Annotated in this window: 25 protein-coding genes; 10 read left to right on the forward strand and 15 right to left on the reverse strand. The window is 63.4% G+C overall.

The features are described from left to right. A complete protein-coding gene (locus tag B3098_RS10730) occupies nt 1-966 on the reverse strand; it encodes a chromate resistance protein ChrB domain-containing protein (RefSeq protein ID WP_152383435.1) in 966 nt (321 codons plus the stop codon). Nucleotides 967-1,096: 130 nt separating this feature from the next. Between B3098_RS10730 and B3098_RS10735 the strand changes: the two genes are divergently transcribed. Then, nucleotides 1,097-1,375, forward strand: coding sequence for a metal-sensing transcriptional repressor (locus B3098_RS10735; protein WP_152383434.1), 279 nt, complete (start codon nt 1,097-1,099; stop codon nt 1,373-1,375). Nucleotides 1,376-1,386: 11 nt separating this feature from the next. Then, nucleotides 1,387-2,535: a nickel/cobalt efflux transporter gene (locus tag B3098_RS10740; protein WP_152383433.1), complete on the forward strand. Its 1,149-nt coding sequence runs from the start codon at nt 1,387-1,389 to the stop codon at nt 2,533-2,535. A 163-nt stretch (nt 2,536-2,698) separates the two neighbouring features. Here B3098_RS10740 and B3098_RS10745 read toward each other — a convergent pair whose 3' ends face one another. Next, nucleotides 2,699-3,481, reverse strand: coding sequence for a DeoR/GlpR family DNA-binding transcription regulator (locus tag B3098_RS10745; RefSeq protein WP_026382209.1), 783 nt, complete (start codon nt 3,479-3,481; stop codon nt 2,699-2,701). Between the two features lie 140 nt (nt 3,482-3,621). Between B3098_RS10745 and B3098_RS10750 the strand changes: the two genes are divergently transcribed. The 6 genes from B3098_RS10750 to B3098_RS10775 are packed head-to-tail and all read left to right on the forward strand — an operon-like array spanning nt 3,622 to nt 9,260. After that, nucleotides 3,622-4,320: an HAD family hydrolase gene (locus B3098_RS10750; protein ID WP_051428994.1), complete on the forward strand. Its 699-nt coding sequence runs from the start codon at nt 3,622-3,624 to the stop codon at nt 4,318-4,320. Continuing rightward, nucleotides 4,313-5,449: an ABC transporter ATP-binding protein gene (locus tag B3098_RS10755; protein WP_026382208.1), complete on the forward strand. Its 1,137-nt coding sequence runs from the start codon at nt 4,313-4,315 to the stop codon at nt 5,447-5,449. The genes B3098_RS10750 and B3098_RS10755 overlap by 8 nt, the downstream gene beginning before the upstream one ends. A gap of 8 nt (nt 5,450-5,457) precedes the next feature. Continuing rightward, entirely contained in the window at nt 5,458-6,327 is an 870-nt protein-coding gene (locus tag B3098_RS10760) for a carbohydrate ABC transporter permease (RefSeq protein ID WP_026382207.1), read from the forward strand. Next, entirely contained in the window at nt 6,327-7,169 is an 843-nt protein-coding gene (locus B3098_RS10765; RefSeq protein WP_026382206.1) for a carbohydrate ABC transporter permease, read from the forward strand. Before B3098_RS10760 ends, B3098_RS10765 begins: the two co-directional genes overlap by 1 nt. A gap of 10 nt (nt 7,170-7,179) precedes the next feature. Then, complete coding sequence (locus B3098_RS10770; protein WP_026382205.1) at nt 7,180-8,439, forward strand: ABC transporter substrate-binding protein; 1,260 nt, start codon at nt 7,180-7,182, stop codon at nt 8,437-8,439. 8 nt (nt 8,440-8,447) lie between these two features. Further along, complete coding sequence (locus B3098_RS10775; RefSeq protein WP_035199189.1) at nt 8,448-9,260, forward strand: phosphodiesterase; 813 nt, start codon at nt 8,448-8,450, stop codon at nt 9,258-9,260. A 1,191-nt stretch (nt 9,261-10,451) separates the two neighbouring features. Here the strand turns inward: B3098_RS10775 and B3098_RS10780 are convergent. The 7 genes from B3098_RS10780 to B3098_RS29130 form a co-directional block, all read right to left on the reverse strand. Next, a complete protein-coding gene (locus B3098_RS10780) occupies nt 10,452-10,742 on the reverse strand; it encodes a HigA family addiction module antitoxin (protein WP_152385420.1) in 291 nt (96 codons plus the stop codon). Between the two features lie 2 nt (nt 10,743-10,744). Continuing rightward, nucleotides 10,745-11,095: an XRE family transcriptional regulator gene (locus B3098_RS10785; RefSeq protein WP_152383427.1), complete on the reverse strand. Its 351-nt coding sequence runs from the start codon at nt 11,093-11,095 to the stop codon at nt 10,745-10,747. Continuing rightward, entirely contained in the window at nt 11,088-11,453 is a 366-nt protein-coding gene (locus B3098_RS10790) for a type II toxin-antitoxin system RelE/ParE family toxin (RefSeq protein WP_152383426.1), read from the reverse strand. The genes B3098_RS10785 and B3098_RS10790 overlap by 8 nt, the downstream gene beginning before the upstream one ends. 162 nt (nt 11,454-11,615) lie before the next feature. After that, nucleotides 11,616-13,601 (reverse strand): ParB/RepB/Spo0J family partition protein, encoded by a 1,986-nt coding sequence (locus tag B3098_RS10795; RefSeq protein ID WP_152383425.1) that lies wholly within the window; start codon nt 13,599-13,601, stop codon nt 11,616-11,618. Nucleotides 13,602-13,626: 25 nt separating this feature from the next. Beyond that, entirely contained in the window at nt 13,627-13,776 is a 150-nt protein-coding gene (locus B3098_RS10800) for a hypothetical protein (protein WP_175157253.1), read from the reverse strand. 68 nt (nt 13,777-13,844) lie between these two features. Continuing rightward, a complete protein-coding gene (locus tag B3098_RS10805; RefSeq protein ID WP_152383424.1) occupies nt 13,845-14,336 on the reverse strand; it encodes a hypothetical protein in 492 nt (163 codons plus the stop codon). A 528-nt stretch (nt 14,337-14,864) separates the two neighbouring features. Next, the gene (locus B3098_RS29130) at nt 14,865-15,182 is read right to left on the reverse strand and encodes a ClpX C4-type zinc finger protein (RefSeq protein WP_152383423.1); all 318 of its coding nucleotides are present in this window, start codon (nt 15,180-15,182) and stop codon (nt 14,865-14,867) included. Nucleotides 15,183-15,332: 150 nt separating this feature from the next. On the opposite strand from B3098_RS29130, the gene B3098_RS10815 reads away from it, so the two are divergent. Further along, nucleotides 15,333-15,551 carry a hypothetical protein gene (locus B3098_RS10815; protein WP_175157254.1) on the forward strand — a complete coding sequence of 73 codons (219 nt, stop codon included), beginning with the start codon at nt 15,333-15,335 and terminating at the stop codon, nt 15,549-15,551. Nucleotides 15,552-15,587: 36 nt separating this feature from the next. Here the strand turns inward: B3098_RS10815 and B3098_RS10820 are convergent, their stop codons facing one another. The 6 genes from B3098_RS10820 to radC form a co-directional block, all read right to left on the reverse strand. Further along, nucleotides 15,588-15,776 (reverse strand): DUF6900 domain-containing protein, encoded by a 189-nt coding sequence (locus B3098_RS10820; protein WP_152383421.1) that lies wholly within the window; start codon nt 15,774-15,776, stop codon nt 15,588-15,590. An 11-nt stretch (nt 15,777-15,787) separates the two neighbouring features. Next, nucleotides 15,788-16,039 (reverse strand): hypothetical protein, encoded by a 252-nt coding sequence (locus B3098_RS10825; RefSeq protein ID WP_152383420.1) that lies wholly within the window; start codon nt 16,037-16,039, stop codon nt 15,788-15,790. After that, nucleotides 16,036-16,683, reverse strand: coding sequence for a DNA methyltransferase (locus B3098_RS10830; RefSeq protein ID WP_152383419.1), 648 nt, complete (start codon nt 16,681-16,683; stop codon nt 16,036-16,038). Before B3098_RS10830 ends, B3098_RS10825 begins: the two co-directional genes overlap by 4 nt. Nucleotides 16,684-16,983: 300 nt before the next feature. Continuing rightward, nucleotides 16,984-17,883: an N-6 DNA methylase gene (locus tag B3098_RS10835; protein WP_175157255.1), complete on the reverse strand. Its 900-nt coding sequence runs from the start codon at nt 17,881-17,883 to the stop codon at nt 16,984-16,986. Nucleotides 17,884-18,191: 308 nt separating this feature from the next. Continuing rightward, nucleotides 18,192-18,602, reverse strand: a complete 411-nt coding sequence (locus B3098_RS10840; RefSeq protein ID WP_152383417.1) for an antirestriction protein — start codon at nt 18,600-18,602, stop codon at nt 18,192-18,194. A gap of 205 nt (nt 18,603-18,807) precedes the next feature. Next, complete coding sequence (gene radC, locus B3098_RS10845) at nt 18,808-19,335, reverse strand: RadC family protein (RefSeq protein ID WP_152383416.1); 528 nt, start codon at nt 19,333-19,335, stop codon at nt 18,808-18,810. A gap of 255 nt (nt 19,336-19,590) precedes the next feature. On the opposite strand from radC, the gene B3098_RS10850 reads away from it, so the two are divergent. Beyond that, complete coding sequence (locus B3098_RS10850) at nt 19,591-20,253, forward strand: SOS response-associated peptidase (RefSeq protein WP_175157256.1); 663 nt, start codon at nt 19,591-19,593, stop codon at nt 20,251-20,253. Nucleotides 20,254-20,503 lie beyond the last annotated feature (250 nt).

Genomic DNA, 20,503 nt, shown 5'->3' on the forward strand with positions numbered 1-20,503 from the left:
TTAGGCCTTACGCCCACTGGAGAAGTGGGCGTACAGGGAGTCCAGCACAGCGCCGACTTCGGCCAGCAATGCGTCGTCATCGGGCAGGCGTTTGCGCGCGCCGGCCAGCATGGCCTCGAACCCGGCAGCCTCCGGCGCCGCGGCGCCGCCTACGTCCAGCACATGCACCATTGCGCCGAGGCGCACGAGGCCACGGTTTTCGTCCAGGCCGAAGCTGGCGAGCAGGACCTCGAACGACACCCTGTCGGCCACGTGCGTGAAGGTGGCGCCGTCGAAATCGAAGCCCAGAGCATCGGCGGGGCACTCCGCCGGGGTCTCCAGCCATAGAAAGCGCGCGGACGGGTCAATGAAGCGCTGGATCAGCCATGCGCAGGCGACCCGGTCTACCCAGATATGGCGCCGGGTCGCCCAGAGGCGTCCCCGGTAATGCATGGGATCTCGGCGCGCGATGCCTCCCTGGGCCGCATGGGGTTCGCCGGGCGACAGGAGGGATTCGATGGCATTGGCGAAATCGCGCTGCTGCGCCTGTGCGCGCAGCGAGGTTTCAGCCGGGAAGAAGTCGGTCCGGCGCAGCGCCTGGTAGCTCCGTTCGTATCGGCGCAACAGGCGGTTGAGTTCCGCCGCGTTCAAAGCGGCCAGCGTCTGGCGCGCCTGGGCCAGTTCCGCCAACCAGGCGTCGTACTCGGCCGAGCGGTCGAACAGGGCCTGGAACGAGGCGGACTCCTCGTTGTCCTGGGGCCGGACCCGCAGCAGCCAGGCCTGGCCGCCTTCCTCGTTTGTTTCGGCGGCCAGATCGGCCAGCTGGGATGCCTGCTCGGCGTGCGCAGGCAGCAGATAGGCGCCGTCGCGCAAGGCGGCGCAGCCTAGGGCCTTGAGCCTGCGCCAGATGCGCATGCGCGTCGTGGCGCCGCCGGTGGGCAGGCTGACGATCAGCAGAAGCCAGGAGGATGCGTGCGGGGTGTCCATGAGGAGCAGAATAAGAAGACGTTGCGATCTCTGCAATCATGTAGAGATCGCTACAACAGAATTTTTGGTTGCCCCGAATGACAGCGTGGCTTCTTGCCTCGTATCCCCCCGGGGGGGATATGATCGTCACATGAACCAACCCGACCCTCACCATCATCACGACGCCGTGGCCAAACGTCTCAAGCGGGCGGAAGGGCATTTGCGCAGCATTCTATCGATGATGGAAGAACACCGTCCCTGCCTTGAGCTGGCCCAGCAGTTGCATGCCGTCGAGCGTGCCATCTCCCAGGCCAAGAAGATCCTCATTCAAGACCATATCGATCACTGCCTGCAGGATGCGGTAGGCGAACTGGACGAGGACAGGCAACGCGCCATCGACGAGTTCAAAGAAATCACCAAGTACCTCTAAGAACACTATCCATGTTGTCGTTTTCCGATCTGATCGCCCAGGGTGCGTCGCACGCCTGGCTGTTTATTCCAAGCGCCATTCTGCTGGGCGCGCTGCACGGGCTAGAGCCCGGCCATTCCAAGACGATGATGGCGGCGTTCATCGTCGCGATCCGAGGATCGGTGTGGCAAGCGGTGCTGCTGGGCATCACCGCGACCATTTCGCACACCCTGATCGTGTGGGGGATCGGCCTGGGCGGCATGTATCTGTGGCGCGGGGTCGCGGCGGAGGAACTGGAGCCATATTTCCAGCTGGCGTCTGGGGTCATCATCGTGCTGATCGCGGCATGGATGTTCTGGCGCACCTGGCGCGAGCAGCATGGCGCGGGACATGGGCATCATCACCACGACCACGGCCATGGGCATGAGGGCCATTTCCATGGCGCGGAGCGGCACGAAATCGATACCGGGCACGGCCTGGTCGCGCTGGAGATCTTCGAGGACGGCATTCCGCCACGCTGGAGGCTGAGCAGCGTGCGGGGCGGGAACTGGCGGGCGCAGGACTTTTCTGTGACGACCGAAAGGGTCGACGGGACGCGCCATGAATTCCATTTCGCTCAAAAGGACGGCTACCTGGAGTCCCTCGAGGAAATTCCCGAACCACACGAGTTCATGGCGCGCCTGGCCCTGAGCCACGGCCGGCACGTTCACAGCTATGACGTCGCTTTCATGGAACCGGATGAGCGCCAGCATGACCACCTACATGAAGAACTGCGAGGGCTGGATGTGGCTGGCGAGGGATACCAGGATGCGCACCAGTTGGCGCATGCCAACGACATCCGCCGGCGGTTCACGAACCGGAACGTGACCAACTGGCAGATCGCCTTGTTCGGCCTGACCGGCGGGCTGATTCCGTGCCCGGCGGCGATTACCGTTCTCTTGTTGTGTCTTCAGTTGAAGGAGTTCACGCTAGGCGCCGTGCTGGTGCTGTGCTTCTCGATCGGGCTGGCCATCACTCTGGTGACGGTTGGAGCCGTCGCGGCACTCAGCGTGCGTCAGGTCAATAAGCGCGCGCCATGGTTCAGCGCGGTGGCCCAGCGGGCACCTTATCTCTCCAGCCTACTGATCATCGCCGTAGGCATTTACGTGGGGATGAACGGATGGCTTGGTATCCGCGGCTAGGGTTAGAGCTGGGCATCTAAGCGCAATGATTGCTTTGGCTCGGAAGTCGCCCGCCGCACGTCGGAGGGCGGCGACCGGCCAGAAGCGGTCGTATAACTTGCCCTTTTGAATGTCCGCTTTAACTCGCCATTGAGAGCTCGACCGGGTCCGCGCCCCTACCCGCCTAGGCGCTGATCACCACTTCCACGCCCTGGGCGCGGATCGCGGCCACGACCTCCAGGTCGGCCGCCGGATCGGTAATCAGGCGCTGCCCCTGCTGCCAGGCGGCCACGCGGAAACTGGCATGCGCGTTGAGCTTGGTGTGGTCGGCCATCACGGTGGTACGGCTCGCCGCCGCGATGAAGGCGCGGTTCATGGCGCCGTCCTCGCTGTCGCGCATGAATATGCCGGCGGCGGACACCGCGTGCACCCCGAGAAACGCCTCCCGGATCTGGATGCCCGACAGCGTGTCGTTGTCGGCGCGCTCGATAGTGGCCTGTTTGCGAGTGTCGAGCCGGCCAGCCAGCACATACACATACGCCATTCGGCTCTGCCCGGCCGCCGCGGCCACGGAAAGCCCGTTGGTGATGACGTGTAGATCCTGGTGGCCGCGCAGAGCCTGAGCCAGCGCGTGCGCAGTGGTGCCGGCGTTGATCAGGATGCTGTCGCCATCGGAGATGTACTGCGCCGCGCACTCCGCGATCGCGGCCTTCTCGGCCGACTGCTGATTGTGCCGCTCGGCATAGCTGTACATCTCATAGCGCGCATTGCCCTCGGCCAGCACCTCGTGCAAGGCCACCGCGCCGCCATGGGTCCGTGCCAGCATGCCTTTGTCGCCCAGTTCGAGCAGATCGCGCCGGATGGTGATGGGCGAGGTCGAAAAGGCCTGCGCCAGATCGCGCACGGTCACGGCGTTGGTTTCTTGCATACGCGCGAGGATGCGCTGCTGACGTTCGGCTTTGAGCATATTTGATCGTTATCGGGCCGGGGCCGCCACCCTATCACACAGAGATTTCTGGAGCCTTAAAAAATGAAATGATCGATATTGATCTTTTATAAACGAATTTGTTCATATCTGCGTCACATTCGATCAATAAAGTAGCGGACATGACAACTTTCACCCCCTATCCAGCGATCGTTTTTGATCTCGACGGCACGCTGCTCGATACTTGGCCCAGCCTGCTGGCGGCCGTGCGCGCCGTGGCCCCGGCCTCGGCCCCCAGTCTCGATCCGACCGCGCTGCGTCTGGCGTTGAGCCAGGGCGTCGGCCCAATGTTCAAACGCGCCGCCGCGCAACTGGCCGGCCCTGAAGACGGGGCGCGTCCCGCGCTGTTCGCGGCAATGTCGCGCCACTATCTCGATCACACGCTGGTGACGGCCACGCCCTACGCCGGCACCGGCGCACTGCTGGCCGGCCTGCGGGCGGCCGGCCATACGCTGGCCGTGTGCACCAACCGCGACCGCGCCTCCACCCTGACCCTGCTGGCGCACCACGAATGGCGCGCGCACTTCAGCCACGTCCATTGTCTCGACGACGGTCTGCCGCCCAAGCCCGATGGCGCGCCGCTGCTGGCCACACTCGAACGTGTCGGCCATCCCTCCGGACGGGCCCTGTTCGTGGGGGACTCGCAGGTCGACGCGCGCTGCGCACAGGCCGCCCGCGTGGATTTCGCCGCCCATCGCGGTGGCTACCATGCCCGGCCCGGTGACCTTGCCCCCGCCGTATTCACCTATGACCATGCCGGCGACCTGAAGCACTGGATCGCGTCGCACCCCACCCGCGTCCTGGAGACAGAAGATGACTGACCTCGTCCTTGACCAGATCAGCAAGTCCTATGGCAGCACGACAGTGCTCGACCGTCTCTCGCTCACCATCCACGATGGCGAGTTCCTGACCCTGCTGGGCGCCTCGGGCTGTGGCAAGTCCACGCTGCTCAAGCTGCTGGCCGGACTGGAGATGCCCGACAGCGGCACCCTGCGCAAGGGCGACACCGACATCCTGGCGCAGTCGCCCAGCGAACGCGACTGCGCCATGGTGTTCCAGTCGTACGCGCTCTATCCACACATGAGCGTGGGCGACAACATCTGCACCCCGCTCTATATGCGCTCACTCAACTTCGCCCAGCGCCTGCCCGGTGCGCGCTGGCTCATCCCCGGTACGCGCCGCCGTGTGCGCGACGCGCAGGACCAGGGCCGCCAGGTGGCCGGTATCCTGGGCATCGACCATCTATGGACACGTAAGCCAGCCCAGCTCTCTGGCGGCCAGCGCCAGCGCGTGGCGTTGGCACGCGCGATGGTGCGCCGACCCTCGCTATTCCTGTTCGACGAACCACTCTCCAATCTCGATGCGAACCTGCGCCAGTCGCTACGCAGCGAAATCCGCCAGTTGCACGACCAGCTCGGCGTGACCTTCGTCTATGTCACGCACGATCAGCACGAGGCCATGTCCATGTCGGATCGCGTGGCGGTGATGAAGGGTGGCCACATTCTGCAGTTGGGCACGCCGCAGGAGATCTACCACGCGCCTCAACACGCAGACGTCGCCGCATTCGTGGGCGCGCCGCGCATCAACTTCCTGACCGTGGGCCACGACGGCGCCGGCCGCGCTGCGCTGCAGGAACAGGCCATCGAGCCACACTTCCCCACGCGCAGCACCCGAATGGCATTCCGTCCACACGCCGCCACGCTCGCGCCCATGCGCGATGCCCTGGTGGTAAGCGGCACGGTGCAGTTGGTGGAATTCACCGGGGCCGACTGCATGGTTACGCTGCAGACTGCAGGGGCGGAGAAGGTCGTCGTGGTGCTGCCCGCCAGCAACCGCATCCACACCGGCGAGGTGCTGCGCGTGTACGTGCCACTGACGGCCTGGCATGCGTTCGATGCCGACGGCCACAGTCTCGCTGACGGCCAGCGCGCGCTGTCGCTGGCCGCCTAGGAGCCGGGATGCGCATCAAGCCTTTGCAACTAACGCTGCTACTCGGGCCAAGCCTGGTGTTGACCCTGCTGCTGCTGGTGCTGCCGCTGGTGGTGGTAGCGCTCATGTCGCTCACCGACTGGCAGTTCGGCGCGGCCAGCTGGAACTGGATCGGCCTGGGCAATTACGCCGATCTGTGGAACGACACCACGTTCCGCAAGAGCTTCGCCAACACCGTGTACTACCTCATGGTGGTGTCGCTTGGCTCGATCGCAATCGGCCTGGCCGTGGCGCTCCTAATCGAGTCGCATGATTCCTGGCGCGGCTTCTACCGCACCGCGTTCTTCATGCCGGTGGCCTCGACACTGATCGCGATGGCGGTGGTGTGGCAGTTCCTGATGCACCCCTCGGTGGGCTTTCTCAACCACGTGCTGGGCTGGTTCGGCGCCGAGCCGCGCAACTGGCTCAAAGACTACGACCTGGCCCTGCCGGCGCTGGCGGCCATCGGCATCTGGCAGATGTCGGGCCTGGCGCTGGTGATGTTCCTGGCCGGTCTGAAAAGCATCCCGGCCGAACTGCGCCACGCCAGCCTGCTCGACGGCATGCGCCATCCGCTCGACCGCCTGCTGCGGCTCACTCTGCCGATGCTCGGCCCAACCATGCTGTTCGTTGTCACGGTGTGCGGTATCCGTTCGCTGCAGGTGTTCGATACGGTACACGCGCTGACCCAGGGCGGCCCCAACAAATCCACGGAGGTGCTGCTGCACACCATCTACGCCGAGGGCTTCGGTTTCTTCCGCATGGGCTATGCGGCGGCCATGGTGGTGGTGTTCGTCGGCTGCATCTTCGTGCTCACGCTGGTGCAGCAGGCCAGCATGGAAAAACGGACACTCCACTGATGAAAAATCCCATGCAACCCGGGCTGCCCTGGCGCGTGCTGCGTCACACACTGCTACTGGCCGGCGCCGCGGTCTATCTGCTGCCCTTCGTCTGGATGCTGTCGACATCGCTGAAACCGGCCGACGAGATCTTCCGCGACGGCTTCCACCTGTTGCCGCGGCAGTGGGCCGCGGTCGACAACTACACCCGCGCGCTGACCCAGGTGCCACTGCTGCGCTATCTGTGGAACGGCATCGTGGTGTGCGGCGGGATCCTGATCCTGCAGATCATCGTGTCGCTGCCGGCCGCCTATTGCTTTGCCAAGCTCAAATTCCGTGGAAAGCGCCTGGCCTGGGGTCTGGTGCTGCTATCGCTGATGATTCCATTCCAGGCCACCGCGATCCCGCTCTACATCCTGCTTTATCACGCCGGCCTGCTCGACACCACCGCAGCGTTAATTCTGCCGTTCATCGCCTCAGCCTTCGGCATCTTCCTGATGCGCCAGTTCTTTATAGGCGTACCCGACGACCTGATCCATGCTGCGCGGCTGGACGGCATGGGCGAGTTCGAATTGGTGTGGCGCGTGATGATGCCTGCGGCTATGCCCGCGCTCATCGCCTTCTCGATTTTCTCCGTGGTGTGGCATTGGAACGACTACTTCTGGCCGCTGCTGGTAATCAACACCACCGATCTGGCCACCCCGCCGCTGGGCACCATGTTCTTCAAGAACGAGGAAGCCGGCACGGATTTCGGCCCCCTAATGGCAGGCACGGTGATCATCACCCTGCCCTTGCTCTTGTTCTTTCTGTCGGCGCAGAAGCGCTTCATCGAGGGCGTTACCCTCACCGGTGTCAAAGGTTAAAGGAACCTCCATGCAATTCAAACTGCTGTTCGGCCTGCTGGCCGGCGTCGCCCTGATCGGCAATGCCGCCCAGGCCGCCAAGATAGAACTGATCGTCGACTACCCCTATCCCGACATGTTCAACACGGTGCACGAGGAAATCGCCAAGCGCTTCACGGAGAAGTTTCCCGACTACACCGTGAAGTTCCGCGCGCCCACGCCCGAATACGAGGCCGCCGCGCAACAGGCGCTGCGGCATGCCGTCACGCGCCAACTGGCCGACGTGTCGTACCAGGGCCTGAACCGCCAACGCGTGTTCGTCGACCGCAACATCGCGGTCGATCTCACGCCCTTCATCCAGGCCGAGAAGGATTGGGATAAGAGCGGGTATAGCCCTGCGCTGATGTCGCTCGGCCAAGTCAATGGCAAGCAGGTGGGTATCGGCTTCTCGCTCTCGACCCCGATCGTCTACTACAACATGGACCTGCTGGAGCGCGCCGGCGTGAAGGCCGACGCGCTGCCCAAAACCTGGGACGACATCCTCGCCGCCGCCGACAAGTCGCGCGCCGCCAACGCCGGCACCAATGGCCTGCACTACGACTGGGAAATCACCGGCAACTGGCTCTGGCAGGCCATGGTGTTCTCGAAGGGCGGCAGCATGCTCGACGCGAGCGAAGCCAAGGTGGCCTTCGATGACCAGACCGGCCGCGAGTCGATCGAGCAGATGGGCCGCATGGTCGAGCACGGCACCATGCAGAACTTAAAATACAAGGACGCCGCCCAGCTGTTTGTGACCGGCAAGCTCGCTGTGCTGTCATCGTCCACGTCACGCTTGTCGACCATCGAGAAGCAGATCGGCGGCAAGTTCAAGATGGTGACGGGGTTCTTCCCGACCTATGGGGATAACGCTCGCGTGCCGGCCGGTGGCAACGTGGCCATGATGTTTGCTAAAGACCCGGCGCACCAGAAGGCTGCCTGGGAATACATCAAGTTCGCCACCGGCCCCGAAGGGGCCACCATCATGACCAAGGGCACCGGCTATTTCCCCGCCAACACCCTGCCGATTGACGACCCCGCCAAGCTCAAGGGCTATTACGACGCCAATCCGAACCAATACACTGCCGTTCGCCAGCTGCCGTGGCTGACCGGCTGGTATGCGTTCCCGGGCGAAAACGGCCTGAAGATCACTGACGTGATCAATGATCATCTGCAGACCGTGTTCGACAAGTCCACCAAGCCCGACGCCGCGCTGGACGCCATGACGCGCGATGTGCAGAAGCTGCTGAACTGAGCGCCGCGATGAAATTCATCCATCTCACCGACACCCACCTGATCGCCGACGCTGGCGATCTGTATGGCACCAATCCCAAGCAGCGGCTGCAGCAGGCGGTAGCTCACATTCTGGCTCACCAGCCCGACGCCCAGGCCGTGACCATCACCGGCGACCTGACCCATTACGGCCACACCGGCGCGTATGAACACTTGCGCGAATGCCTGGCGCCGCTCACCATGCCGGTGTTCCCGATCCTGGGCAACCATGATCATCGCCAAATCTTCCAGAAGTACTTCCCGCACGTCGGGCGCGACCCCGAGGGTTTTGTGCAGTATGCGGTGGACTTCGGCGATCACCTGGCGGTGTTCCTCGACACCAACGAGCCGGGCGTGCACTGGGGCGTTTTCTGCGAGCGTCGCGCAGCCTGGTTGCGCGAGCAACTGGAGGGGACGGCCAAGCCGGTGCTGCTGTTCATGCACCATCCATTCTTCCCGATCGGCATCCGCAGCATGGACTTCCTCTCGCTGCGTGACACCGGGCCGTTCATGGCCGCCATCGCCGGCTTCGAAGCACGTATCCAGCAGGTGTTTTTCGGCCACATCCACCGCCCGATCTGCGGTGTCTTTCGAGGCATCGGCTACTCGACGCTGCGTGGCACTAACCATCAGGTCGCGCTCGATCTGCACGGCGACGAGAGCCAGATCATCGGTGTACATGAGCAGCCGCAATACGGCGTGGTGCTTCTGGCGTCCGATCAAGTGCTGATCCACACCGAAGACTATCTCGACTGCGAAATGCGCTACAGGCTGCACGAGATGCGCGACGGGGAGCAGAGCTGACTGCAGCCCCGACCGCGGCGGCCGGCCCCGAGCGAGCCGCCGCTTCAGCGCTGCAGAGGCCGGCCTTTCCGCAGGTCAATACCCAGGAGCGCCGTCCGCTTTTTGGGTGGAGCCTGGTCCCACAGGGACCACATACCCGAACATCGGAGACACAATGCGAACGTTACCCCGTTTGACCGTGCGCCTCGGTTCCCCGCCGAGCACCTCCTCCGACATGAGGGCGCACCTGCTCAGTGTCGCACCGTCCTCACCCTGACGCGGCCTGAGGAAGCGAGCCGGACGTCGCCTTCCGACCGTCGCGGTGCCGCTTCGCCTCGTTTTCAGTCTGCACTTGTTCTCCAAGATCATTCACCTTTCGAGGGGATGCGCAATGACATGTCCAAGCAGCCACTCCGCTGGGACTGACCACTAACCCCTTGAAAGCTGCCGTTAGACGGCGCCGACCCAAAGGGCTGCAACGGGTCGTCATCGGCCAGTCGACAAGGGCCGCTCGCGGTTCCCGGTCGGAAACTGCCCTTAGGACAGATCCGACACCACAGGCATGACCGCCTGCCCGAAATGTCACGTTTCCTCGCGCGACTAGGTTCGGACAATCGGCCGACTGGCAGCGGCCCTGAACCACGGTCAAGCGCAAGAAATGACACAGCACAAGTCGATTTCATGTTGCGATTGTCGCCTGGGGCGTACTTTGTCTCACTGTTGTCCCACTGTGGTCTCATGTGTGTCTCATAGATGTCTCACACATGTCCCATAGTTGTCTCACACGTGTCTGACACCTGTCTCATAGTTGTCTCATCACCCAGCGCCCGACGACGAGAATGTCAAGAATCGGCGGAATGTATACGGCTGCATTCCGGGCAAACCCGCTGCCCGCGTGGCCTCTGGCGCTTTAGCGCGGTTTGTTGTAGGACAAAAGAAAACAATTCTGCGCGAGGAAAGCCCCAAAAAATCAAAGAGATAACCGCACCCGGAGGGTGCGTAGTGTGTGGTGGCTTTAAGGGACCCGCCGCCGCCCTGGCGGCGGGGGCCTTAAGGGCACCTGTGGGCGTCCGGGGGACGCTCACGAAGTCCGAAGGACGGCCCCGCCGGCGCAGCCGGTGGGACTGGACGCCCCAATCCAAGACGCCGTTCATCCAAAGCAAAAGGGCCGCCCCTAGGGCGGCCCTCTTGCTTTGGCGGGTGTCGCGGTGGTTAGTGAACGTCAGCCACGGAGGCCAAAGGCCGGACTGGCGGCTGCTCATGCTGAAGTGCTTGCCAAAGGTCATAGTTGGCCTGCATCGCAATCCACGCCTGGGCAGTACTTGCCCCGGCCCGTTCCAGCCGGACCGCGAGGTCGGGACTGATCCCAGCCTTGCAGTTGAGCACCCGAGACAGCGCGACCCTGGACATGGCCAGCCGGTCAGCCGCTTCGGTGACGGACAGCCCCAGGGGGGCAATGACATCCTCCCGGAGAATCTCGCCGGGATGCGGCGGGCAGTGCATTGTCACGACCTAGCTTCCCCTAGGTCTGCTCCCGCCACCTTGCCCGACAGGTCGGAAAAGTTGCTGATCCGCACTGCACCGTCCGGGAACCGGGCAACCACATCCAGTTGGCCACCCATGGCCTCGATGTGGCTGCGCAGCGTCGAAATGTACATGTCCGTCCGCTTTTCCATCTTGGCGATGGACGGCTGTTGCACGTGCAAGATCTCGGCCAGGACCTTTTGCGACAGACCACGGGCCTGACGCAATTCCTGTAGCGGCATGTCCCGAAGCATCTCTTCCGTAGCGGCTTTGGCGCGAAGCTGAGATTCCGGCGACATGGCCGCCCGGAGTGCTGCAAATTTCTTAGCCATTGATCTGCCCTTCCTTTCGCAATTGTTCCAAATGATCGTCGTAAAGCTTGTCCGCTCGCGGCACGAACTCTTCATACCAGCGGTCATTCCCCGTTTTGTCGCCGCCGATCAGCAAAATGGCGGTCCTCCTGGGGTCAAAGGCGTACAGGGTACGCAAGGGATGCCCACCCGCCTGAGTTCTAAGCTCGCGCATGTGTTCGTGCCTGGAGCCGTTAATTCCACTCGAATGTGGAAAGCCCAACGACGTGCCCCGTTCCTCCAGCAGGCCGACCGTGGCGGCCACCGATTCCTGTTCGCTGACCGACAAGCTGTTCCACCAGTCTTCGAACTCATCCGTGAACTCAACTTCCCAAACCATCGATTCCCCGCCTAAGCTGTTTTAAAGATTATAGCCTGCACGGAATATTCCATCAAGGGAATATTCCGAAGGTTTCCCGGTGCGGGCGACCGAGGGACCGCAATGTCCGTCGGCTCGCCTCCTCAGCCAGGGACCGCGCAGCGACCCCGGCGCACATGCTCTTTAGTCCTCCATTTCTCCCATCGGGTGTTCCACGGCCATTGCGGCCTGAAGGGGTTGGACGCGCATCAGTTCAGGCACCCAGCCCTTCCCTTCCAGCAATTGCTCCGCTGCTGCGGCGGCCTGCGCCTTCTTCATCGCAAGCAGCGGCTTCGCCTGCTCGGCATCGACTGCATCTGTGACCACTGCCGCGATTCGGTCCTTGGACACATGGGCAAGGTAGGACTGCGCGGTCGGCTTCCACCACTTGCTCATGTCGAGATCAACAAGGCCCGATAAACGGTCTAGGTGCTTGGTTTCCGCGCCGTGCGCATTGCTGCGGCGGCGGTAGATCGTCAGACTCGTCAGCACGGCCAGCATGTCGAGAACATCGGCCTGGGACTGGTTCAGGAGCCAGGGCAGGACGGCGCTTTCATCTTCCGGCACGTCCTTCGTGACCGACCCAATCATTTCCTGCACGGCGGTCCAGGCCGCGCAGTCCTTGATATCGGGGTCCGTGTTCGCCAATTCATGTTGGGCCGACCGTGCCGAGAAATCGAACGTATCGCCGCTGGCGCTGCGCCGGTTCCAGTCCATATCGCCCAGCATCTGCTCCACCAGCAGGCACAGAGCCAATTGCGGGCGCATCATGACTTCGTATTGCAAGGCAATCACTCTTTGGGCTTGCAGACGATTTGTCAGGGCTTCGGAATGCACCGGGCGCGTCTTTACCGGGGGCAAGTCCACGCCCGTCACCGTCTGGCCCTCTGCGTCGTTGCTGCGCGTGGCCTGCGCCACGGCGTCGCGCTCGTCCTGGCGAATCAAACCGCGCGTGACGGTCAAGTCGCCATGGTAGTCCAGGTGCACAATCGCTCCGCACAGGGCTTTCAGGTCGGCCGGGTAGTCGTAAAGCTCGGCCCGGATTTCACGAAGCTGCCCTTCATAGCCGCGAATCAGGCCGCGAACCTTGTCCAGGTCGGCCGCGTCCTGGCCTTCGGCCTCTTGCAATTCAGCCAGCTTTGTCCGCGCCGCTTCCGTCTTCTTTTGCAGTCCGTCGATCTGCTTGGCCTGGGCCTTGCTGGGCTCCTGAAGGACGCGCTGAATCTCGCCGAAAGACTTTTTGTCGGCGTACTCGAAAGACACGCGGCATTCCACCCACAACCAGCCTTCTGCCTGCACCGCCTTGAACAGCTTGGATCGCTGCATCTTGGCATCGGCCATGCTGCGCACCTTCTCCGGGTCGGTCAGATAGGCGTCGTTTTCGAAAAGGTCGCGGCGAACCTCGCCGCCCGCCTTCTCGTATGCGGCGACGGTCACGTACCGCGCCACGGGCGAATCGCCGCGCATTTCGGTTTCGGCCAGCAACTGGCGAATGTGGTCATCGCGGTTCCAGTATTGGCCCGCCGATGCCTTCCATGCCGCCTCCTGGCGAGCATGGTCAGAGACGGATGCCAGCGCCTGCATTTCGTCCATCTTGATTTTGCCGTCGCGGAACAACTGCATGAGCGTGGGCGACACGCTGCCCAGCGCCAGCAGCTTCTTGACCGCCGATTCGGACGCGCCATGCGCGGCGGCGATGGCCGCAACCGTCCAGTTTTCGGCACGCAAGCGCGCATATCCCGCGTACACATCTGCCGGGTGCATCGCCTTGCGCCCGATGTTTTCGATCAGGCTGGCGTGGTGCGCGTGAGCGGCCGGAATGACAAGGCAAGGGACCGGGCAGTCGGCGGGAAAAACGCCGTCCGCGATCAGCAGGCCCAGGGCCGTCCAGCGCCGTCCGCCCGCGCACACTTCATAGGAACCGTCCGGCGCTGCGACCACAACGAGGTTTTGCAGCAATCCGCCCATCGCCAGGATGGTGGCTTTCAGTTCCAGAATCTCGGCGTCCTGCTTCCGGTCTTCCAGGCCACGGGCCTGATACGCCTCACTCAGGCGCAGTTGCGAATGCGGGATTTCTGTGCGCGTTGCGGCGGCGTGGACGGCGGCGAGTTCGTTGGAATCGAGTTTCATCAAAATGCTCCGGGTCGATATCAAATCAGTGCAGTTGCGCGGGGAATTCGGGCGCGTCGAGCGCGGCGATGAGGGCGGTAAGCTGGCGCATGGTCATCGCGGGAATGCGAAAGCCCAGGCCCAGCAAGTGGGCGCGGCGCATGTCGTTCGCCAATCTGATAAAGTCGTGGTTCATCACGAATCTCCTAGTCCGAGGTTGCGGGTGATGGCCCTTGTCGGTTGCCGCCGACAGGGGCCTTTTACTTAGTAGCCAAGCCAGTTCAGCAGGTCGCGCCCGCGATACAGCGGCTGGTCGCCATGTTCGGCAAAGAATTCTTGGGCGTTCGCTTGGTGGTCGCGCAGTTCCAGCACCACTTGAAACCGGGTCAACACGGCTTCGTCGGCCGTTTCCCTGTCGCGCAAACCGTCCGCGTCGACCACGCCGGTATCCATCAGGTCGGCCAACAGTTCGATGAGGTCGGGGCGATGGCCGGTCCAGGCGAGCAACTCGTTTTCAATCGCGGCGGTCACGACGGGCGCGAAATCAAAGCCTTTACGAGCCAGGGCGGGCGCATAGTCCATCGCGCTGCGCTCGGCGTACTGAAGGCCGCGCTGCGCCAGGGCCGCTTTAGTCAAGGCGCATTCAGCGCCACCCAGCACCGTGTAAATCACGATAGGCATATCAGTCGTGTCCTGTTCGCCAGCCGATCCTGAAGAAGTCGTCCGAGCGTAGGTTTGTTGGATTTGGTTGTTCATGGTCTTTCCCTCCGCGTTATTCGCATCCGTTCCTGTGAGGCCTGTCCGTGCCGTCCGTGGCCACGTAGTGACGACTGGAAAGGGCCGGAGCAGAGGCCGCACGCGGAGCGCAGCCAAAGGCGAGCACCGAACGGGTGAGCACCGGACCCTTGGAGGGAGGAGCGCAGTGGTACGGTCGGCGTTTTAGGACGGGGCTCGCGGGAATGGATGCATTGCGAGAGACAGGGCGGCGACACCAAAGCCAGGCGCGCGCCGAGCGCCCCTACCCGCGCGCAGCGCGGGTCAAGCTGGCCGCAAGGCGGCCCGCAAGCGATAGCGCGCAGCGCCGGCAGGCGCGAAGGCGTGAGCCGACCGAAGGGAGGGACGGCTGGAAGCCCCACCGGGGGTGAGACTGGCGGGGTTGGCCAGGCTCAACGCGAAGCGCGAGAGCCCGACCCGCAGCCGAAGGCGTAGGGGCACGCCCAGGGGTGAACACTCCGTCCGAAAACGGCCCGCGCCGACGTCCTGACCGGTCTGGCCTTGTGCGTTTCAGCGCTGCGAATCTGTCGAAGGCGAGATGTTCAGCAGATCCATGGCCTTATTTGCCCGATCCGTCGCCTGGCCGATGACTTCATGCTGTCGAACGATGTAGTCGAACAGCGCTTTCGGACGATCTTTGAGCTCTACCAACGACTCATCGTTGATGATCCCAATGCACATTTCAATGCACTCGTCGCAGATCGTGACCTGATCGTTGTCACCTCGGGCAACGAGCTTTCGCACCTCATATTGGGACTTATCGCAGAACGAGCAATGCAACTCTGGCGCCTGCTTTTTGGTACGGCGTCTCTTTTTTGGCTCATCCATGTCGGAACGGTGCGTGGGTCACGAAGGCCCGCAATCTAGCACGAGCTGTGACACGGCGGATGCGTGTTTTTCCTAGTAGCGCAACACTAGCGCAGTGGCATTCTTAACTCGTGAAAAAAAACCGCGAATAGGCTGACAACAGGAGGAACAATGGAGGGCACCATGGTGGTAAATGGGGTCAGGGCTGCGTACTCGATGACGCCGACCGACGACGGCGCCGGGATTGTGGCCAGCATCCGATACGGGCAGCGGGGGCCGTGGGAAGGTGTAGGCCCGCCCGGCACTTTTTTCGCCACCGCCGCCGAAGCGCGCGCTGCCATTCGCAGCCAGATTGCCGCCAATATGACGCGTGTGCTCGGACTAATGTGAAGTGCAGCGCCGGCCGGCAGGCCGGCGCCGCTTTTCTCATTTTCGGCGATAGTGGTCCACCATGCCGGCCAAGTACGCGGCCTCCAGCGCCTCGCGCAACTGGCCTACGAACAGTTCGTGATAGACGAGCTGGGCGCGTCCTCGGCAATCCAGCGTCTCCAGGTTCAAAACGCGGCGCGCGATGTCCGCAATGGCGGCGCGAGCCGCCATGGAAAGTTCTACCATGGCCCCTGGGCTCACTCCGGGTCCAGCGCGGCCAGCACTCGGCGGGCCAATTCATTGAGGTCGATTTCCGACCGGGCAATCGCTTGCACTTCATCGAGCGGCAGTGATTCGATAATTCGCGCCATGCGCCGCTCGTTCTCGCGGGCGGCCAGCGCCGGCCAGGCGCTGTATCTGGCGATCGCCGCCAGGCCGTCCAAGTCGTGTTTTCCGTAGCCCTGCAAGAATGCGACCAGGCCACCCGTAATTGCGTCGTCCCGGCTCATGCTGCGATCCTCTCTTGGCGGGCGAGCTGCAAGCGCTGCGTTGCGGCTGCGTGGTACTTCGGATCCATTTCGATGCCGTAGAAGCGCCGGCCGACCTGGCGGGCGGCCACGCACGTCGAACCCGAGCCGGCGAACGGATCCAGCACAATGTCCCGCGGGCGGCTGAAAGATTCGATCAGCGGCGCCAGGCATTCGACGGGCTTTTGCGTCGGATGGTGGCGGTTGCCGCTGTACTTCCAACGCATGACGTCTGGCAAGGGCTCGGCCGGGAGCGCCGGCTGCCCCTTGGCCAGCAAGTAGGCCGACTCGTGCTGATACGCGAGAAATCGCGCTTTGGATTGATATTGCTTCGCAAAGACCAGGTGGCCGACGACGCGAAAGCCGGCGGCGCGCCAGGCGGCAAAGAATCGGTCCACGCGGTTCCAGCCGTAGAACGAAATGCAGAAGGCGTCATCGCGAAGGACGCGGAACATCTGTGCGAACGCCGGCGCCAGCCATTCGTCGGTACGATCGTTGGCGATGCTCCGGCCTGAGCGGTCCACGTAGTTGACGAGGTATGGCGGATCGGTCAGGACCAGATCGACGCAGCGATCAGGCAAGGTGGGGAGAACGGACAGGCAATCGCCCAGGACAACACGACTCATGGTTGGCTCCTTGCGTGCAGCAATGTCAGCCGATCTGCATTGCACTGCACGGGGCAGGCGGGCGCAGCCCACGAAAGCGCGGTCAAGGGACGTGGAATAAATAGCGAACGCAGTGAGCGGTTTATGCCGCGAAAGCCCTTGAAGATGGGGCCGCGGCTACAAAGCCGCGCGCAGCGGCCCTAGCGTCCGTGTGTGAGTGGGATGCGACTGTATGCTCCGTGCAGTGCTTGCGGTTCTCCATATGCCGAAGATGGCGCGTCGCCGGCGCGCCAAGCCCCGTGAGGGGCCATTGCAACCTCGCTAGAAGAGCGACATCTGGCCAGCGGCAGCGGCTTGGCGGATGGCCTTCGGAATGGCCTGCAGCGGCGCATCGATCTCGGCCGATGAACTGTCGGCCGCAACCTGGTCGACATGGTGATCTGGCACGGCCGCCGGCGCCTGCAGGAGCGCTCGAGCGCCCTCCCCCGCTTCGCGACGGCGAAGACGCGCGCCCCAGCCGCCCAGGATGTGTGCGGGCGTAAACCATTGCTCTCGGCACTCACCCGTAAGGCCGTTGCCATGAATCACCACGGCCGGCACGTGCAAGAGCGCCAGCTGGATGAACGTCATATGCACGCAGCGCTGATCGATGTCGATTGCAGTGGCGTGCATGCACTGCTGATAGTTCAGCTGCGCATCATGCATTGCGTGCGCAGCCGCGATCAACATGCCGCCAGCGCCGCAGGCTGGTTCCAGTACGCGCACGAACCCCTGTGCCCCCGTCTTGTCGATGAGATCCTGGCCGTTGCCCATAATCATGTTGCCCATCAGGCGCGACACCTCGTACGGCGTGAAGAACTGGCCGGTGCCGGCGTTGCCCATGTCCAGCATCATGAACGTGCTGCCCAGCACGTCGCCAAAGTCTGCTGCTTGAACCCGGACCTCGTAGGCCATGACCAGGTGCGAGAACGCTTGCACCAGCAAGTCCAGCTCGGCCCGCTCGTACTGAGCGATTACCTGCTGGTAGCGCTGCTCGCGCGCCTCGCGCTGCGCGAGATCGGCACGGGCCAATGCGATCGCGCAGATCTCCACCCAGTCGCTCCACACGCGGTCGATCCCACGCGTGTGCGCGACCTGCCGAATGAGGCTGACGATTTCCTTCTGGTGGGCGTCCGCGTTGTTCAGGAAACGGCGTTGTTGTGCATTTGAGGTTTTGGCCATGTACTCTCTCCGGTTGCCAGGGCGGGAATGCCCGGAACTTGAGAGGCACGGCGCAGCGCAGCGCTCAAGTGTCGAAGACGGCCAGCGGCCGCCAGCGGCTCGGGCGTAGCCCGGGCCGCGCCGCACTTGAACGCGAGAACGACGTGGCACCCTGACCGGGAAAGCAGACCCGCCACCCCGTATGGCTTTCCACGGTCCACCTTCAAAGCGCAGCCGTTCCTCTGCAGCGTCACTTAGCAGGGACTGAGCCACGATGGCCTGATGGCGGCCAGAAGAAGAAAGGCCCGCCGAAGCGGGCCGGGATGGCGTTAATCGATCGCCGCGAAGATGGCGTTCGCCTCGGCCTGTTCGCCGGCGAAGTCGCGCAGGGCGTGGTACTTCTCTGCCAGGTCATCGCTACGGTATTGGCTGCACAGTTCGCAGAGGGCGTACAGCGTGGCCACGATGCCGGCGGCGTCTGCCGACATCGTCCGGTCGCACCAGTTCATCGGCCAGACGATGTGAAGCGTCTCGTAGTCGGCGGGGGCCATGTAGAAGCCGTTCGGGATCTCGTAGTAGTGCCAGAAGCCGCCGCTGTATTCCTGCGACAGGCGATCCAACCAGTTGTAGACGCTGATCTCTCCGCGCAGCATCAGGCGACTTCCGAACGCCTTGGGAAGAAAGTTCATGCGTTCGCCATCGGGAACCAGGCGTGCGACGGAAAGAGTGGCTTGGGTCATTTCGTGCTCCTCAGAAGTAGGGCCCGGCCGGGTGGCGGGACGGGAGCACTGGCGCCCTGCGGAACAAGCGCCGGGGGCAAGGGGACGTGGAATATAAAGCGAGCGCAGCGAGCGGCTATATGCCGCGAAAGCCCCTTGCGCCCGGTGCGCGCAGGGCAAAGATGCGCCCAAGGCCTGACACCAGCGCCAGGCCCGGCGCCGCAGGTCAGGGCATGATGCCCTTCTCTGCGAACGAGACGATCCTGCTGCCGGCCACAACCAAGTGATCGAGTACGGTGGTGCCGACCAATGCGAGTGCATCCTTGAGCTGACGCGTCATGCTGATGTCGGCCGCGCTCGGCTCTGCGTGACCGCTCGGATGGTTGTGCGCCAAGATCACGCTCGCCGCGTTATGCGCCAGCGCAGCTTTGACGATCTCGCGCGGATATACAGGAGTGGTGCTCAACGTCCCCCGGAACGGTTCTTCATATGCGATCAGTTCCGCGCGCGGGTTCAGGTACAGGATGCCGAACACTTCGTGCTCAAGACTCGGGTTCAACCGCAGCTGCAGGAACTCGCGCACGAGCTTGGGCGAATCCATGAGCTGGCCGCGCTGGATCTCCTGCAGGACGACCTCGCGTGCCGCGGCGAGGATCTCCTTTGGCGCCGCAAGGCGCACCTCGCCAGCGGAATCCTGCACGAAGAGCGCGCCGGCGGCGTGATCGATGGTGTTGAACGCGATGGAATACTGCATTGCTGGATCTCCAGTGCCGGGCGGGATTGCCCGGCGATCCTGGGATACGCTGCAGCGGAGCGGTCAAGTGGCCCGCCGGCCCCTGGCCGCAAGCGGCGCCGGCACCGTCGGCGTTGCGCAGCACTTGACGGCGAGAACAGCGTGTCACAATCGCCAAAGACGCAAGACCGCCCTCTCTCCTCCAGTGTTGACCTCCTGCCGCACACCCCGCGCGCGCCTATACTGGCCAGACATCTGCATTCACAGAGGTGGTCGATGTGCGGTCGTATTGTTCAGAAATCAGGTCCGCGGGACTACGTTGAGCTGATCTTTACCAACCAGAGCCAGATCTTCGCGGACCCGACGGGGCCGCGCTTCAACATACCTCCGGGCACGCGCCCGCTCACTTTGCATCGCCTGGCTGAAGGCACCGAGGCCATGGGCAGACTGCCCTGGGGTTACAAGCGTCCAGACTCCAAACACTTCATGAGTAACGCAAAGCTGGAGACCATTCTGAAGAACGGATGGCCCTGGCGCTTTCTCATCGGAGCTGGCCGCATCCTGGTGCCTGCAGACGGCTGGTACGAGTGGCCGATGCTCGCGGACGGCGCGAAGCAACCCCACTATATTCACGGTGATGGCCCGCTCTACTTCGCCGCGTTGACGGCCTGGTCGCCCGGCGCGCCGCTCGATGCCGCTCATGGCTTTGCGATCGTGACCAACGATACGAAGGGTGGAATGGTGGACATCCACGCGAGGCGTCCGGTGGCATTGCCGCCCGCGATCGCGCAGCGCTGGGCCGATCCAGCAATCTCGGCCGCCGAAGCCCGCGATCTGCTCCACGAAGGTGTACCCGAGGACGCCTTCACCTGGCATCCCGTTCGGCAGGAAGTCGGCAACTCGAAGTATCAGCTGCCGGACGCCATTGAACCAATCTGATGGTCAAGACCGCGGCTGGTGGTCAAACAGGGCGAGCGCGGCTTCAAACGATGCGCGCATGCCGACCAGCCGCCCCGAGTCCCCTCGGCTGTGCCATAGCTCGTGCTGATAACGGCCGTCGACCCAAACGCGGCAAATGGTCCACCCACGCGGTCCTGCCCAGTAGTAGTCATCCATACGCCGCCAATCTTCGGGATCGCTCATGGCCGTGGCCCAGTGTTGCCCCTGGGAAATAGGGCGCTATGGCGCG

The sequence above is a fragment of the Achromobacter sp. UBA2119 genome, assembly GCF_002331005.1.
Lineage (GTDB): Bacteria > Pseudomonadota > Gammaproteobacteria > Burkholderiales > Burkholderiaceae_B > Achromobacter > Achromobacter animicus.